General features: G+C 76.5%; 5 protein-coding genes (1 of these 5 only partly in view). 4 read left to right on the top strand and 1 reads right to left on the bottom strand.

Features of this window, described 5'->3' with window-relative positions:
* Positions 1 to 4: 4 nt before the first annotated feature.
* From ACZ462_RS05180 to ACZ462_RS05170, 3 genes are all read left to right on the top strand, one after another.
* On the top strand, positions 5 to 1060 hold the full coding sequence (locus ACZ462_RS05180) for a LacI family DNA-binding transcriptional regulator (RefSeq protein ID WP_467802901.1): 1056 nt from the start codon (positions 5 to 7) through the stop codon (positions 1058 to 1060).
* Between the two features lie 159 nt (positions 1061 to 1219).
* Positions 1220 to 2419 carry a thiolase family protein gene (locus ACZ462_RS05175; RefSeq protein ID WP_467802799.1) on the top strand — a complete coding sequence of 400 codons (1200 nt, stop codon included), beginning with the start codon at positions 1220 to 1222 and terminating at the stop codon, positions 2417 to 2419.
* Between the two features lie 276 nt (positions 2420 to 2695).
* Entirely contained in the window at positions 2696 to 4135 is a 1440-nt protein-coding gene (locus ACZ462_RS05170) for an aldehyde dehydrogenase family protein (protein WP_467802800.1), read from the top strand.
* A 147-nt stretch (positions 4136 to 4282) separates the two neighbouring features.
* Here ACZ462_RS05170 and ACZ462_RS05165 read toward each other — a convergent pair whose 3' ends face one another.
* Positions 4283 to 4606: a chorismate mutase family protein gene (locus tag ACZ462_RS05165; RefSeq protein WP_467802802.1), complete on the bottom strand. Its 324-nt coding sequence runs from the start codon at positions 4604 to 4606 to the stop codon at positions 4283 to 4285.
* A gap of 161 nt (positions 4607 to 4767) precedes the next feature.
* On the opposite strand from ACZ462_RS05165, the gene ACZ462_RS05160 reads away from it, so the two are divergent.
* Positions 4768 to 17526, top strand: the 5' end (the start) of a protein-coding gene (locus ACZ462_RS05160) for a type I polyketide synthase (RefSeq protein WP_467882463.1). The gene runs 15870 nt beyond the window's last position; 12759 of the gene's 28629 nt are visible here — the first part of the coding sequence; the start codon lies at positions 4768 to 4770; its stop codon lies beyond the right edge, outside the window.

The following is a 17526-nucleotide window of genomic DNA, read 5'->3' as shown; positions in this document are numbered from 1 at the left end:
GCCGATGCCGCCCGCGTTACCCGCGCCGCCGAAGCCGCCCGCGCCGCCGCCCGCCCCTCCCGCCCCCGCCATACCCACCAGCGCCGATGTGGCCCGGCTCGCCGGGGTGTCGCGGGCCACCGTGTCGTACGTGCTGAACAACGCCGCCTCCGTGCGGATCAGCGAGCCCACCCGCCTCAAGGTGCGGCAGGCCGCCGAGGAGCTGGGCTACGTCCCGCACGCCGCCGCCCGCAGTCTGCGGGCCGGGCACACCCGCATCGTGCTGCTGGCCGGCTGGCACGTTCCCGTCGGGCCGCCGTACGGCTCCTTCCTCGGGGAGCTCCAGACCGCCCTGCACCGCATGGACTACACCGTCGTCCACTACGGCAGCCCCGGGCTCGGCGGCGACGACGCGGCCCGGGCGTGGGCCGAGCTGCGGCCCGTCGCGGTGATCTCCGTCGGCGGGGTCGTCCTGTCGGCGCACAACGTCGAGACGTTGAAGCGGGCCGGGGCCCGCGCCGTCGTCACCGTCGGGCCGTCCCGGGTGCCCGGGGCGCACGCCCTCGTCCTCGACCAGGCCGAGGTGGGTGCGCGGGCCGCGGCGCACCTGTTGGAGCGGGGGCGGCGCCGCATCGGAGTGGTCGTCCCGTCGGAGGGCGGGCTGGAGCCGTTCTCCGGGCCGCGCCTGGAGGGCGCGCGCCGAGCCGTGCGAGCAGCCGGCGGAGCCGGGGTCGTGGCCCTGCCCATGGCCTGTACGGAGGAGTCGGCGGCGGCGCTCGCCGCCGGCTGGCGCTCCCACGGGCTCGACGCGGTGTTCGCGTACAGCGACGAGTACGCGCTGCTGCTGATGGCCGCGCTCCACGACGCGGGGCTGCGCGTGCCCGCGGACGCCGCCGTGATCGGGGCGGACGACCTGCTCGTCGGACGGCTCCTGCGGCCCCGGCTGAGCACGGTGCGGTTCGGGATGCCGACCGGGCAGCAGCTCGCCGAACTCGTCGACCGGGCCGTGCGCGAGCCGGCCGCGATCACCGAGCGGCACGGCACGGCGGCGGCCGAGGCCCTCCACCGGGAGTCCACCTGACCGGCGGCCCGGTCCGGCGCGGCCGGGAGGCCGTTGACAGGCGGTGACCGGCGGACGGAGACTGCGGGCGCGCCCCACCGGGCGCGCCCGGCGTCGTACGGGTGCCGACGGCGGCACCCTGGCGGCGCCGCCCGTACGGATCCGCCCAGGAGAGACGCCATGAGCATCCGCACCGTCCGCGACGTGTACGTCGTCGACGCCGTCCGCACCCCCGTCGGCAAGTTCGGCGGCGCCTTGGCGGGGGTCCGGCCCGACGACCTCGCCGCGCACGTGGTGCGCGCGCTGGTGGACCGGACGCCCGGACTCGACCCGGCCCGGATCGACGACGTCGTCTTCGGCGACGCGAACGGCGCCGGCGAGGACAACCGCGACGTGGCCCGCATGGCGGTCCTCCTCGCGGGCCTGCCCGTCACGGTGCCCGGTGTGACGGTGAACCGGCTGTGCGGCTCCGGCCTCGAAGCGGTCGTCCAGGCGGCGCGCTCCATCGCGCTCGGCGACTCCTCCGTCGCGATCGCGGGCGGCGTCGAGTCCATGACGCGGGCCCCCTGGGTGGTGCAGAAGCCCGAGCGGGCCTACCCGGCCACGCACCAGCAGATGTGGTCGACGGCGCTCGGCTGGCGGATGACGAACCCGCGGATGCCGCAGGAGTGGACGGTGTCCCTCGGCGAGGGCGCGGAGCTCGTCGCGGAGAAGCACGGCATCACGCGGGATGAGCAGGACGCGTTCGCGCTGGACAGCCACCGCAAGGCGGCCGCCGCCTGGCAGGCCGGACTGTACGCCGACGAGGTCGTGCCGTTCCCCGGCGTGGAGCTGGAGCGCGACGAGTCCATCCGGGCCGGCTCCACCATGGAGGCGCTGGCCAAGCTGAAGCCGGTCTTCCGTACGGACGGGACCGGGACGGTCACCGCCGGTAACGCGTCTCCGCTGAACGACGGCGCGGCCGCGCTGCTGCTGACCGACGAGGCGGGGCTGCGCGCCACCGGGCGGGAGCCGCTGGCCCGGATCAGTGCCTCCGCGGTCACCGGCATCGAGCCGCAGCTGTTCGGACTCGGCCCGGTCGAGGCCGTGCAGCGGGCCCTGGAGAAGGCCGGTACGGGCTTCTCCGACCTGGCCGTCATGGAGCTGAACGAGGCCTTCGCGGCCCAGGCGCTCGGCTGCCTGGCGTCCTGGCCCGAGCTGGACCCGGCGGTCGTCAACCCGCGCGGCGGGGCGATCGCCATCGGGCACCCGCTCGGCGCGTCCGGCGCGCGGCTGGCGGGCGCGGTCGCCCACCAGCTCGCGGCGGCGGGCTCGGGCAAGGGCGTGGCGTCGCTGTGCATCGGCGTCGGCCAGGGCATCGCGCTCGTCCTGGAGCGCTGAACCGGAGCGCTGAACCGGAGCGGCGGGGGCGCAGGCGCTCAGGCCGGCGGTCACCGACTGCCGACTGCCGACTGCCGGCCGAAGACTGCCGGCCGCCGGCTGGGCGGCGCCCGGCGGTCCGGCGGTACGCGGCCGAGATCGGCGCCGCGGCGATCGTTTCCGGTCAGGGTCGGCTCCCAACTGCCCGAGAACCCGACAGAACTGGGCCTTCCCGTCTGGCACGATGGCGCGTGCCGCCGCCCCCCGCTCCGCCGAACCCCTTCGGAGGCCCGCGCCATGCCGCTCCTCGACCCGACCCTCTGGCAGGACGGACCGACGCTCACCGGCGGTACCGCGCCGGTCGTCGAGCCCGCCACCGGCCACACCCTGGCCACCGTCCGCCTGGCCGCCCCCGCCGACGCGGCCGAGGCCGCCGTACGGGCCCGGGCCGCCCAGCAGGAGTGGGCGCGGGCCACGCACGTGGAGCGTGCCGCCGTGCTGCGCCGGGCAGGGGAGCTGTTCGCCGCCCACGCCGGTGAGCTGCGCGAGTGGCTGGTGCGGGAGTCCGGCTCCATACCCGGCAAGGCCGACTTCGAGCTGCACGTCGCCGCCCAGGAGTGCCACGAGGCAGCCGCGCTCGCGTCGCGGCCGGCCGGGCAGGTCCTGCCGAGCGAGGCGCCCCGGCTGTCCTTCACCCGCCGGGTCCCCGCCGGGGTGGTGGGCGTGATCGCCCCGTTCAACGCGCCGCTGATCCTGTCGATCCGCTCGGTGGCACCGGCGCTCGCGCTGGGCAACGCCGTCCTGCTCAAGCCGGACCCGCGCACCGCCGTGTGCGGCGGGATCGCCCTGGCTGCGGTGTTCGCGGCGGCCGGACTGCCCGCGGGCCTGCTCCAGGTGCTGCCCGGCGGCGCCGACACCGGGGCGGCGGTCGTCGCGGACCCGCTGGTGCGGGTGGTGTCGTTCACGGGCTCGACGGCCGCCGGTCGGGCCGTCGGCGAGCTGGGCGGCCGCCACCTCAAGCGGATGCACCTGGAGCTGGGCGGGAACTCCGCGCTCGTCGTGCTGCGTGACGCGGACGTCGAAGCCGCCGTCGCGCAGGCCTCCTGGGGCTCGTTCTTCCACCAGGGCCAGATCTGCATGACCGCCGGCCGGCACCTCGTCCACGCCTCGCTGTACGACGAGTACGTGGAGCGGCTCGCCGCGAAGGCCGAGGCGCTGGCCGTGGGGGACCCGTACCGGGAGCAGGTGCACCTGGGGCCGCTCATCGACCGCACCCAGCTCGACCGGGTCCGCGGGCTCGTCGAGGCCAGCACCGGGCAGGGCGCCAAGCTCGTCGCCGGGGGCACGCACCGGGAGCTGTTCTACCGGCCGACCGTGCTCGCCGGGGTCGAGGACGACACCCCCGCGTACGCGGAGGAGGTCTTCGGGCCGGTGGCACCGGTGCGCTCGTTCACGACCGAGGACGAGGCCGTGGCACTGGCCTCGCAGGGCCCGTACGGGCTCTCCCTCGGCATCGTCACCCGCGACGCGGCGCGCGGCCTGGACCTCGCGGGGCGGATCCCGACCGGCATCGCGCACGTCAACGACCAGACCGTCAACGACGAGGCCGTGGCCCCGTTCGGCGGGGTCGGCGCCTCCGGCACCGGCGTCCGCTTCGGCGGCGAGGCCAACCTGGACGCCTTCACGGAGCTGCGCTGGACCACGCTGCGGTCCGCGCCAGCCGGACACCCGTTCTAGCCCTTCCGGCCTCGCGCCGGCCGTGCGGAATCCCCCGGACGCCGGGGTGGTCCGTCGCTCACGGGGGCCGACGCCTGCCCCGACGCAACAGAGGGCTCGCCGCCGCGTACGTATCGCGTGAAGAGTGCGGGGGCGAGCGTCGGGCCGTCACCGGCCGGGAGGCCACTGCCGCCGCGACAGCGCGAGGACGGCCAGGGCGATGGCGGTGCCCTCGCGGCCCAGGGCCTGCCCGTAACGACGCAGCATCGCGTTCTCCCGGGCGAGCGGTGACAGGGGAAGGCCCGACGCACGCCGGTCCAGCTGGCGGCCACGGGCCTCCCGCACCCGCAGGAGCACCAGGGCGACGAGCTGTTCGTCGAGCCGGTCGAGCTCGTCCGTCTCGGACGGCCCTCCGGGCTCGTACACCTCCGCGAGCTCGCGGAGTCCGGCGAGTCGGGCGGGCGCGGAGCCGTTCTCCACGGTTTCGGACATGCCGCCGATCCTGCCCTCCGCCCGCTGCGCAAACCCCTAGTCCATGACTAGGGGTTTTCCTGGCGGGGCCGATCGGAGACTTGCCGCTGGTCTGCAGGTATGCGCGATCTGACGCGCCGATCCCCTGCCGTCCGCCGGTCTTTCAGATGGGTTGAGTGGATATGGGCAACGAGCAGAAACTCCGGGACTACCTCAAGCGGGCCGGTGCGGACCTGCAGCGCTCGAGGCAGCGGGTGCACGAGCTGGAGGCGGCAGCCACCGAGCCGATCGCCATCGTCGGCATGAGCTGCCGCTTCCCCGGCGGGGTGGCCTCCCCCGAAGACCTGTGGAGCATGCTCGTGGAGGAGCGGGACGGCATCACCGGCCTGCCCTCCGACCGCGGGTGGGAACTCGACCCCGCCGACGGGCCCACCGACATCCGCGGCGGATTCCTCCGCGGCGCCGCCGACTTCGACTCGGCCTTCTTCGGCATCTCGCCCCGCGAGGCCCTGTCCATGGACCCGCAGCAGCGGGTGCTGCTGGAGGCGTCCTGGGAGGCCTTCGAACGGGCCGGCATCGACCCGCTCGCCCTGCGCTCCACCCGGACCGGCATGTTCGTCGGCGCGATGCCGCAGGAGTACCGGACCGGGCCCGACGACGACGTCCAGGGCTTCGTCCTGACCGGCAACGCGACCAGCATCATCTCCGGCCGCCTGGCCTACGTCCTCGGCACGGTCGGCCCCGCCGTGACGGTCGACACCGCCTGCTCCTCCTCCCTCGTCGCCCTGCACCTGGCCGCGCAGTCGCTGCGCTCCGGGGAGTCCGAACTCGCGCTCGCCGCGGGCGTCACCGTCATGTCCAGCCCCACCACCTTCGTCGAGTTCGCCCGGCAGGGCGGCCTGGCCGCGGACGGCCTCTGCCGCTCCTTCGCCGACTCCGCAAACGGCACCGGCTGGGCCGAGGGCGTCGGCGTACTCGTCCTGGAGCGGCTCTCGGACGCCCGCCGCAACGGGCACCGCGTGCTGGCCGTCGTCCGCGGCACCGCCGTCAACCAGGACGGCGCGAGCAACGGCCTGACCGCCCCCAACGGCCCCTCCCAGCAGCGGGTCATCGAACAGGCGCTGCGCGGCGCCCGGCTCTCCGCCGACCAGGTGGACGCGGTCGAGGCCCACGGCACCGGCACCACCCTCGGCGACCCGGTCGAGGCTCAGGCGCTCCTCGCCACCTACGGGCAGAACCGCTCCCAGGACCGGCCGCTGCTCCTCGGCTCCGTGAAGTCCAACATCAGCCACACCCAGGCCGCGGCCGGTGTGGCCGGCGTCATCAAGACGGTGCTCGCCCTGCGGCACGAGCTGCTGCCCCGGACCCTGCACGTGGACCAGCCGTCCACCCACGTGGACTGGTCGGCCGGCGCCGTACGCCTGCTCACCGAGCCCACCCCCTGGCCCCGGCGCGAGGAACCGCGCCGGGCCGGCGTCTCCTCCTTCGGCCTCAGCGGCACGAACGCGCACGCCATCATCGAGCAGGCCCCCGAGGACACCGACGCCGACGCGGCCGCGCCGCAGACCACCCGGCCCGCCGCGCCGGGCACGCTGCCGTGGCTGGTGTCCGGCCGGACCCCGGCCGCCCTGCGCGGCCAGGCCGCCCGGCTGCTGGAGTTCCTGGCCGCGGACCCGCAGCACTCCGACACCGACCTCGCGTACTCCCTCGCCACCACCCGCGCCGGTCTGGAGCACCGCGCCGTCATCACGGCCGCCGACCGCGCCGGGGTGCAGGCCGCGCTCACCGCCCTCGCGGGCGGCGAGGACGGCACCGCCGTGCGGGGCGCCGTCCAGGGGCGCACCAGGCTCGGCTTCCTCTTCGCCGGGCAGGGCTCCCAGCGGGCCGGCATGGGCCGCGAGCTGTACGCCCGCTTCCCGGTGTTCGCCGCCGCACTCGACGAGGTGCTGACGGCCCTGGACCCGTGCGACCACGGGCACGACGTCCCGCTGCGCGAGGTGCTGTTCGCCGCCGAGGGCAGCCGTGAGGCGGCCCTCCTCGACCGCACCGGCTACGCCCAGCCCGCCCTGTTCGCCGTCGAGGTCGCCCTCTTCCGGCTCGTCCGGTCCCTCGGGATCACACCGGACTTCCTCACCGGCCACTCCATCGGCGAGATCGCCGCCGCCCACGTCGCCGGGGTGTTCACCCTCGCCGACGCGTGCGCGCTGGTCTCCGCCCGGGCCCGCCTGATGCAGGCCCTGCCGGAGGGCGGCGCCATGATCGCCGTCCAGGCCACCGAGGAGGAGGTCCTCGACCGCCTCAGCGACGCGGTCGCGGTCTCCGTCGCCGCCGTCAACGGACCCAACGCCGTCGTCGTTGCCGGAGCCGCGGACGAAACCGCGGCCGTCGCCGCGCACTTCGACGCGATGGGCCGCAAGACGCGGCCGCTGCGCGTCTCGCACGCCTTCCACTCGCCCCTGATGGAGCCGATGCTGGAGGAGTTCCGCGCCGTCGTCGCCGGACTCGCCCCGCAAGCCCCCGCCATCCCGGTGATCTCCACCCTCACCGGCGTCCCCGCCACCGCCGAACAGCTCGCCTCCCCCGCATACTGGGCCGACCACGCACGCCACGCCGTCCGCTTCGCCGACGCACTCGACTGGCTCACCGGCCACGGCGCCGGCGCCTTCCTCGAACTCGGCCCCGACGGAGTGCTGTCCGCCCTCGCCCAGGCCCACCCCGGCGCCGACAGCCTGACCGACCTGGTCGCGAGCCCGCTGCTGCGCCCGGGCCGCCCCGAGGCCGACACCTTCACCGAGGGCCTCGCCGCCCTGCACGTACGCGGCATCCGCGTCCGGTGGGACGGCTGGTTCGCCGGCACCGGGGCCCGCCCCGTCGACCTGCCCACGTACGCCTTCGAACACCGCGCCTTCTGGCCCCGCACGGCGCTCGGCCGGCACGTCGGCGACGTGCGCGGCGCCGGCCTGGGCGCCGCCCGCCACCCGCTGCTGGCCGCCGCCGTGTCCCTCGCCAACTCCGACGGACTCCTGCTCACCGGTCGGCTCTCCGTCCGGTCCCACCCCTGGCTGGCCCAGCACGCCGTACGCGGCACCGTCCTGCTGCCCGGCACCGGCTTCCTGGAACTGGCCGTCCGGGCAGGCGACGAGGTCGGCTGCGACCGCATCGAGGAACTCACCCTCGCCGCGCCCCTGCTCCTGCCCGAAGAGGGCGGCGTCCAGGTGCAGGTGTGGGTCGGCAGCCCCGACGAGACCGGCCGCCGCACCCTGACCGTCCACTCCCGGCCCGACGCCGGCCAGGACGGGGCAGCCGCGGACGAACTGCCCTGGACCCAGCACGCCCAGGGCGTGCTGGCCGCCACGGACCGGCAGGCCCCGGCCGGGGACGGGTTCGCGGCCGGGGCCTGGCCCCCGGCCGACGCGCGCCCGCTGGACCTCGACGGGTTCTACGGGCGGATGGCCGACACCGGCTTCGCGTACGGGCCCCTGTTCCAGGGCGTGCGCGCCGCCTGGCGCGCCGGAGACGACGTGTACGCCGAGGTGGCGCTCCCCGAGACCGGGACCGCCGCCGACGCGTTCGGCATCCACCCCGCCCTGCTCGACGCCGCCTTGCACCCCTGTGCCTTCCTCGACCTCGGCGAACACGGCCGCGGCGGACTGCCCTTCGCCTGGCAGGACGTCAGCCTGCACGCCACCGGCGCCACCGCCGTCCGCGTGAAGCTCTCCGCCGCCGGTGACGACGCGGTCACCCTGGCCGTCGCCGACACCGAGGGCCGGCCGGTCGCCACCGTCGGCTCGCTCGTCCTGCGCGCCCTGCCCGAGGCCGACCTGAGCCCCGCCGCCGCACTGGCCCGCGAAGCCCTGTTCGAACTGCGCTGGACCCGGCTGCGCGGCACCACCGCCCCACCGGCCCCGGCCTCCGTCGCGGTCCTCGGCGAGGACCCGTACGGCCTCGGCACCCCGCTCGTGCGGGCCGCGGGCGCCGAGACACCCGCCCTGGTCCTCGCCCCGGCCGCCGCCGCGCCCGCCGACGACCCGGCCGCCGCCGCGCACGCCCTGACCGCGCGCGTCCTGCGCCAGATCCAGGACTGGCTCGCCGACGACGCCACGGCCGACGCCCGGCTGACCTTCGTCACCTGCGGCGCCGTCGCCGCGTCCGACGACGAGGGCGTCACCGACCTCGCGGCCGCCGCAGTCTGGGGCCTCGTACGCTCCGCGCAGGCCGAGCACCCCGGCCGGTTCGGCCTGCTCGACCTCGACCCCGACGCGCCCGCCGCCGTACCCCCGCAGGCCCTCGCCGGTGACGAGCCGCAACTGGCCGTCCGGGACGGCTCCGTGCTGACCGCCCGGCTCGCCCGGGCCCGCCGGGAGCCGGCCGAGGCCGTCCTCGACCCCGAGGGCACCGTCCTGATCACCGGCGGCCTCGGCGGCCTCGGCCGGACCCTGGCCCGCCACCTGGTCGCCGAGCGCGGCGTACGCCACCTGCTGCTGGCGAGCCGGCGCGGTCCCGCCGCCGAAGGCGCCGCCGAGTTCGCGGACGAACTGCGCGCCCTCGGCGCGCAGGTCGCCGTCGAGGCATGCGACCTGACCGACCGGGCCGCCGTCACCCGGCTGCTCGCCGCCGCCCCCGCCGCGCACCCGCTCACCGCCGTGGTGCACACGGCCGGGGTCCTCGACGACGGCGTGCTCACCTCCCTCACCCCCGAACGCGTCAGCGCCGTCCTGCGGCCCAAGGCCGACGCCGTCTGGCACCTGCACCAGGCCACCGCGGAACTCTGCCCCGGCCTGGCCGCCTTCGTGGTGTTCTCCTCCCTCTCCGGCTCCGCCGGAGCCCCCGGCCAGGGCAACTACGCCGCCGCGAACGCCTTCCTCGACGCCCTCGCGCAGCAGCGGCGCGCCGCCGGACTGCCCGCCCTCTCGCTCGGCTGGGGCCCGTGGGCCCCCACCGCCGGCATGACGGGCGGCATGACCGCCGCCGACCTGGAGCGCCTGGCCCGCACGGGCACCCCCGCCCTCACCGAGCGGGACGGACTCGCCCTCTTCGACGCCGCCCTCGCCGTGGACGCGCCCGTCCTGCTGCCGGCCCGGCTCGACCTGCCGGTCCTGCGCGCGCTGGGCGACGTACCGCCGCTGCTCCGCGGACTGGTCCGGGGCCCCGCCCGGCGTTCCGTCGTCGCCGGATCCGAGGCCGCCGCCGGGCTCGTCCAGCGGCTCGCCCGCCTCGACGGGGCGGACCGCGCCGCGGCCGTCACCGACCTCGTCCGCGCCCAGGTCGCCGCCGTACTGCGGCACGCCGGACCCGAGGACGTGGACCCCTCCCGCCGCTTCCAGGACCTCGGCTTCGACTCGCTCACCGCCGTCGAACTCCGCAACCGGCTGCGCACCACCACCGGACTGCGCACCTCCGCCACCGTGATCTTCGACTACCCGACGGTCACCGCACTCGCCGGCCACCTCCTCGACGAACTCACGGGAGACCAGGGCGCCGCCGCCGTGGCCGCCGCCCCGCGCACCGCCGCGGCATCGGAGGACCCGATCGTCATCGTCGGCATGAGCTGCCGCTACCCGGGCGGCGTCGCCTCGCCCGACGACCTGTGGCAGCTGGTCCGCGCGGGCACCGACGCCATCTCCGGCCTGCCCACCGACCGCGGCTGGGACCTCGACACGCTCTACCACCCGGACCCGGACCACCCCGGCACCGCCTACACCCGCTCCGGCGGATTCCTGCACGAGGCCGCCGAGTTCGACCCCGGCTTCTTCGGGATGAGCCCGCGCGAGGCGCTCGCCACCGACGCCCAGCAGCGGCTCCTGCTGGAGGCCTCCTGGGAGGCGATCGAACATGCGGGCATCGACCCGCTGTCGCTGCGCGGCTCACAGACCGGCGTGTTCGCCGGTGTCATGTACAACGACTACGCCGCGACCCTCGCCGACAGCCGCTTCGAAGGCCACCAGGGCAGCGGCACCTCGCCGTCCATCGCCTCCGGCCGCGTGTCCTACACCCTCGGCCTCGAAGGCCCCGCCGTCACCGTGGACACCGCCTGCTCCTCCTCGCTCGTCGCCATGCACTGGGCCATGCAGGCCCTGCGCGCCGGCGAGTGCTCGCTCGCCCTCGCCGGCGGCGTCACCGTCATGTCCACCCCGACCTCCCTCATCGAGTTCTCCCGCCAGCGCGGCCTCTCCCCGGACGGCCGCTGCAAGGCGTACTCGGACGGCGCCGACGGCGTCGGCTGGGCGGAGGGCGTCGGCGTCCTCGTCCTGGAACGGCTCTCCGACGCCCGCCGCAACGGACACACCGTCCTCGCCGTGGTCCGCGGCTCCGCCGTCAACCAGGACGGCGCCTCCAACGGCCTCACCGCACCCAACGGGCCCTCCCAGCAGCGCGTCATCCGCCAGGCCCTCGCCGGCGCCGGCCTGACCACCGCGGACATCGACGTCGTCGAGGGACACGGCACCGGCACCACCCTCGGCGACCCCATCGAGGCCCAGGCGCTGCTCGCGACCTACGGCCGGGGCCGCGACGCCGAGCGCCCGCTGCTGCTCGGCTCGGTCAAGTCCAACATCGGCCACACCCAGGCCGCCGCCGGCGTCGCCGGCGTCATCAAGATGGTCATGGCCATGCGCCACGGCATCGCCCCGCGCAGCCTGTACGCGGCCGAGCCCTCCCGGCACGTCGAGTGGCAGGACGGCGCCGTCGAGCTGCTGGCCGAGGAGACGGCCTGGCCCGAGACCGGCCGGCCGCGCCGCGCCGGCGTCTCCTCCTTCGGCATCAGCGGCACCAACGCCCACGTCGTCATCGAGCAGGCGCCCGCCCTGCCCGCGCCCGCCGCGGGCGCGGAGACCCAGGTCACCGCCTGGCCGCTGTCCGGCCGCACCCGGGCCGCGCTGCGCGACCAGGCCGTCCGGCTCCGCGCGTACGCAGAAGCCCGCCCCGAGCTCGACCCGGCCGACATCGGCCTCTCCCTCGCCACCACCCGGTCCGCGTTCGAACAGCGCGCCGTCGCCGTCGGCGGCCGCGCCGAACTGCTGCGCGCCCTGCGCGCGCTGGCCCGCGGCGAGGCCGACCCGGCCCTGTGCGAAGGCGAGACCGGCCCGGCCGGGCTCGGCTTCCTCTTCGCCGGGCAGGGCTCCCAGCGGGCCGGCATGGGCCGCGGGCTGTACGCCCGCTTCCCGGTGTTCGCCGCCGCACTCGACGAGGCCCTGGAGCACCTGGACCGCGGATACGGGATCCCGCTGCGCGAGGTGCTGTTCGCCGCCGAGGGCAGCCGTGAGGCGGCCCTCCTCGACCGCACCGGCTACGCCCAGCCCGCCCTGTTCGCCGTCGAGGTCGCCCTCTTCCGGCTGGTCACCTCGCTCGGCGTGCGCCCCGGCCCGCTGCTCGGCCACTCCGTCGGCGAGATCGCCGCCGCGCACTGCGCCGGTGTGCTCACCCTCGCCGACGCGTGCGCGCTGGTCTCCGCCCGCGCCCGCCTGATGCAGGAGCTGCCCGAGGGCGGCGCCATGGTCTCCCTCGAGGCCGCCGAGGACGAGGTCCTCGCCCGGCTCACCGACGGGGTCTCCATCGCCGCCGTCAACGGCCCCCGCGCCGTCGTCGTCGCCGGGGAGGAAGCCGACGTCCTCTCACTCGCAGAGCAGTTCACCGCGCAGGGCCGCAAGACCAAGCGGCTGCGGGTCAGCCATGCCTTCCACTCGGCCCGCATGGAGCCCGTGCTCGACGCCTTCCGCGCCGTCGCCGAGCAGCTGACGTACAGCCCTCCCGTCCTCGACGTGGTGTCCAACCTGACCGGCACGATCGCCACCGCCGAGGAGCTGTGCACCCCCGGCTACTGGGTGGAGCACGTCCGCGGCACCGTCCGCTTCGCCGACGGAGCGGCTGCCGCCCGGGCCGCCGGGGCCACCGCCTTCCTCGAACTCGGCCCGGACGGCGTGCTGTCCGCCCTCGCCCAGGACGTCCTCGGGGACGACACCGAATCCGTCCCACTGCTGCGCGCCGGCCGCGCCGAGGAGCAGAGCGTCACCGCCGCCCTCGCCCGGCTCCACGTACGCGGGACCGCCGTGGACTGGGCCGCCTACCACGCCCCGACCGGCGCCCGCCGGGTCGAACTGCCCACGTACGCCTTCCAGCACGAGCGCTACTGGCCCGAACGGACCACCGCCGCGGCGGCCTCCGCGGCCGGGGGCCCCGCCGACGCCGCCCTGTGGGGCGCCGTCGAGCGCGGCGACACCGACGGCGTGGCCGGCATCCTCGGCCTGCGCGACGAACAGCACGCCAGCCTCGCCGCACTGCTGCCCGCCCTGTCGACGTACCGGCGCCACCACGCCGAGCAGACCCTGCTGGACTCCGCCCGCTACCGGATCCGGTGGCAGCAGGTCCGCGCGGGCGCCGCCCCCGTACTGGACGGCACCTGGCTCGTCCTGACCACCGACGGGATCGAGGACGCCGAGCTGCTGGACGCCCTGCGCGGCCACGGCGCCCGGTTCACCCGCCTCGTCCTGGACGACGCCAGCCCGGACCGCGCCGAACTCGCCGCCCGGCTCACCGGGGCGGGGGAGCACCACGGCCTCCTGTCCCTGCTGCCGCTCGCCGACGGCGACGGCCTCCAAGGCGCCGGTCTGCCCGCCGGCCTGGCACTCGGCGTGGTCCTCGCCCAGGCTCTGCACGACACCGGCAGCACCGCCCCGCTGTGGACGGTCACCCGGGGCGCCGTCTCCACCGGCGGCGCCGACCCGGTCACCCGGCCCCTCCAGGCCGCCGCCTGGGGCCTGGGACGGGTCGCCGCCCTGGAACGCCCGCAGGCCTTCCACGGCCTGGTCGACCTGCCCGAGACCCTCTCCGCGCCGGCCGTGCAGCGCCTCGTCAGCGCGCTGGCCACCGCCCCGGGCGAGGCCGCCGAGGACCAGCTCGCCCTGCGCGGCAGCGCCGCCTACGCCCGCCGCCTGGTGCGCCGGCCCGCCGCCGAACTCCCCAAGGACGGGGCCTTCGAGGTCACCGGCACGGTGCTCGTCACCGGAGGCACCGGCGCGCTCGGCGCCGACGTGGCCCGCCGGCTCGCCGAACGCGGAGCCGCCCACCTGATCCTCACCAGCCGGCGCGGCCCCGAGGCCCCCGGCGCCGCCGAACTGGCGGAGGAGATCAGGCAGCTGGGCGCCGAGGTCACCGTAGCCGCCTGCGACGTCGCCGACCGTGACGCGCTGGCCGCCCTCCTGGCCTCCGTGCCCGCCGAGCACCCGCTGACCGGCGTGGTCCACGCGGCCGGTCTCGGCCAGGCCTCGCCGCTCGCCGCCACCCCGCTCGCCGACGTGCGCGCCTACACCGACGCCAAGATGCTCGGCGCGGCCCACCTCGACGCCCTACTGGACGGCCGGGACCTGGACTTCTTCGTCCTGTTCTCCTCCGTCGCCGGCATCTGGGGCAGCGCCGGCCAGAGCGCCTACGCCGCCGCCAACGCCTACCTCGACGCCCTCGCCGAGCACCGCCGCGCCCGCGGCCTGACCGCCACCTCCGTGGCGTGGGGCCCCTGGGCCGAGGCCGGCATGGCCACCCACGAGGCCGTCTCCGACAGCCTCGCCCGACAGGGCCTGCGCCTCCTGCCGCCCGCCACCGCCCTGGCCGAACTCGACCGGGCGATCCTCCGGCAGGACACCGCCGTCACCGTCGCCGACATCGACTGGGCCGCGTACGTCCCCGTCTTCACCGCGGCCCGCCCCAGCCGGCTCTTCGACGAACTGCCCGACGTGCGCGCACTCGCCGCGGCACCGAAGACCGAGGCCGCCGCCTCGGAGTTCGTACGCAAGGTCCGCGCGCTGCCCGAGGCCGACCGGGACCGGACGCTCGTGGACCTGGTGCGCCGCGAGGCCGCCACCGTCCTCGGGCACTCCTCCGCCGAGTCCGTCGCCCCCACCCGCGCCTTCCGCGACGCCGGATTCGACTCGCTGACCGCCGTCGAGCTGCGCAAGCGGCTGGCGGCCGTGACCGGCCTGGCGCTGCCCAGCACCATGGCCTTCGACCACCCGACGCCCCTCGCCCTCGCCGCCTTCCTGCGCGGCGAGATCCTCGGCGCCGCCGAGGCCCAGGCCGCCCCGCGGGCTGCGCTCGCGGGCCGGTACGACGAACCCATCGCCATCGTCGGCATGAGCTGCCGCTTCCCCGGCGGGGCCGGCTCCCCGCAGCAGTTCTGGCAGCTGATCGCGGACGGCGTCGACGCCGTCTCCGAGTTCCCCGCCAACCGCGGCTGGGACGAGAACCTGTTCGACGCCGACCCCGACGCGGGCGGCAAGACGTACTCCACCCGCGGCGGATTCCTCCACGAGGCGGGGGAGTTCGACGCCGGATTCTTCGGCATCTCCCCCCGCGAGGCCCTCTCCATGGACCCGCAGCAGCGGCTCCTGCTGGAGACCACCTGGGAGGCCTTCGAAGCGGCGGGCATCGACCCGGCCGCCGTGCACGGCAGCGCCACCGGCACCTTCATCGGATCCACCTACCAGGAGTACGGCACCGGCATGGACGACGCGTCCGCCGGCCACGCCGTCACCGGCACCAGCCCCAGCGTGCTCTCCGGCCGTCTCGCCTACCTCTTCGGCCTCGAAGGCCCGGCCGTCACCGTGGACACCGCCTGCTCCTCCTCGCTGGTGGCCCTGCACCTGGCCTGCCAGTCGCTGCGCAACGGGGAGAGCTCGCTCGCACTGGCGGGCGGCGCCACCGTGATGACCAACCCGAACGCGTTCATCGCCTTCAGCCGGCAGCGGGCCCTGGCCGCCGACGGCCGCTGCAAGCCGTTCTCCGAGGCCGCCGACGGCATGACCCTCGCCGAAGGCGTCGGCGTCCTCGTCCTGGAGCGGCTGTCCGACGCCCGGGCCAACGGGCACGAGATCCTCGCCGTGGTCCGCGGCTCCGCCATCAACCAGGACGGCGCCTCCAACGGGCTCACCGCCCCCAACGGCCCCTCCCAGCAGCGCGTCATCCGCCAGGCCCTCAGCAACGCGGGCGTCACCGCCGCCGACATCACCGCCGTCGAGGCCCACGGCACCGGCACGGCCCTCGGCGACCCCATCGAGGCCCAGGCCCTCCAGGCCGTCTACGGCCAGGCCCACGACGCCGAGAACCCGCTGCTGCTCGGCTCCGTCAAGTCCAACATCGGCCACACCCAGTCCGCGGCCGGCGTCGCCGGCGTCATCAAGATGGTCATGGCACTGCGGGGCGGACTGCTCCCGCGGACCCTGCACGCCGACGAGCCGTCCTCGCACATCGACTGGAGCGGCGGCACGGTCGCCCTCCTGCAGGCCCCCGCCGCCTGGCCGGCCGGCGAGCGGGTCCGCCGCTGCGCCGTGTCCTCCTTCGGCATCAGCGGCACCAACGCGCACGTGGTCCTGGAGGAGGCCCCGGCCGCCGACCCGGCCCCGGCCACGCCGGCCCCGGCCGACCCTGCCGACCCGGCCGGGACCGCCGGGCAGGCGTCCGACCCGGGCGGGGCCGTGATCCCGTGGGTGCTGTCCGCCAGGACGCCCGCGGCGCTGCGCGGCCAGGCCGCGCGGCTCGCCGAGCACCTCGACCGCCTCGGCCCGGACTCCGCCGCCGCACGGCCGGCCGACATCAGCCACTCGCTGGCCTCCACCCGCGCGCTCTTCGAGCACCGTGCCGTCGTCCTCGGCGACAGCGCCGGGGACCTGCGCCGGCACCTGGAGGCCCTCGCGACCGGCGGCGCGTCCACCTCCGTCGTCCAGGCCGCCGCCGACCTCGACGGCAAGACCGTGTTCGTCTTCCCCGGCCAGGGCGCGCAGTGGGCCGGAATGGCCGCCGAACTCCTCGACCGGTCACCGGTCTTCGCCGAACGCCTGCACGAGTGCGCCGCAGCCCTGTCGGCCTACACCGACTGGTCGCTCGTCGACGTCCTGCGCCAGGCCGACGGCGCGCCGTCCCTCGACCGGGTCGACGTCGTCCAGCCCGCGAGCTTCGCCGTCATGGTGTCGCTGGCCCACCTGTGGGCCTCGTACGGCATCACCCCCGACGCGGTCCTCGGCCACTCGCAGGGCGAGATCGCGGCGGCCGCCGTCGCCGGGGCCCTCACCCTGGACGACGCCGCCCGCGTGGTGGCCCTGCGCAGCCAGGCCATCGCCCGCCGGCTGGCGGGCTCCGGCGGCATGGTCTCCGTACCGCTGCCCGCCGACGAGGCCGAGGCGCTCCTGGCCGCACGCGGCGGAGGCATCTCCATCGCCGCCGTCAACGGCCCGCGCACCGTGGTCGTCGCCGGCACCCCCGAGGAACTCGACGCGCTCGTCGAGGAGCTCGCCGCCGCCGACGTCCGGGCCCGCCGCATCGCCGTCGACTACGCCTCCCACTCCGCCCAGGTCGAGCAGCTGGAGGAGGAGCTGCTGGCCGCCCTGGCACCCGTACGCCCGCGCACCGCCGACATCCCGTTCTTCTCGACCGTGACCGGCGACTGGCTGGACACGGCCGCCCTGGACGCCGCGTACTGGTACCGCAACCTGCGCCGCACCGTCCGCTTCGGCCCGGCCGTGGCCGCGCTGCTCGACCAGGGCCACCGGTTCTTCGTCGAGGCCAGCCCGCACACGGTGCTGACCATGGCCGTCGAGGCCGTGGCCGAGGACGGCGGGCACCGGGTCGCCGCCATCGGCACCCTGCGCCGTGACAAGGGCGGCACCGGCCGCTTCCTGACCTCCCTCGCCGAGGCGTTCGTCCGCGGCGCCCGCGTGGACTGGACCCCGGCCTTCGAGGGCGCCGGCGCGCACCGCGTCGCCCTGCCCACGTACGCCTTCCAGCGCGAGCACCTGTGGGCCCTGCCCGGCAGGCCGCGCACCGCGGGCGAAGGGGACCCGGCCGACGCCGAGTTCTGGACCGCCGTGGAGGAGGCGGACGTCGAGTCGCTGGCCGAGGGCCTCAGGCTGGAGCAGTCCGCACTCGCCCCGCTGCTGCCCGCGCTCGCCGGCTGGCGG

This window comes from Streptomyces sp. NPDC031121, assembly GCF_055570615.1.
Note: the sequence above shows the minus strand (reverse complement) of the source record. Positions and strands in the feature narration are given on the sequence as shown.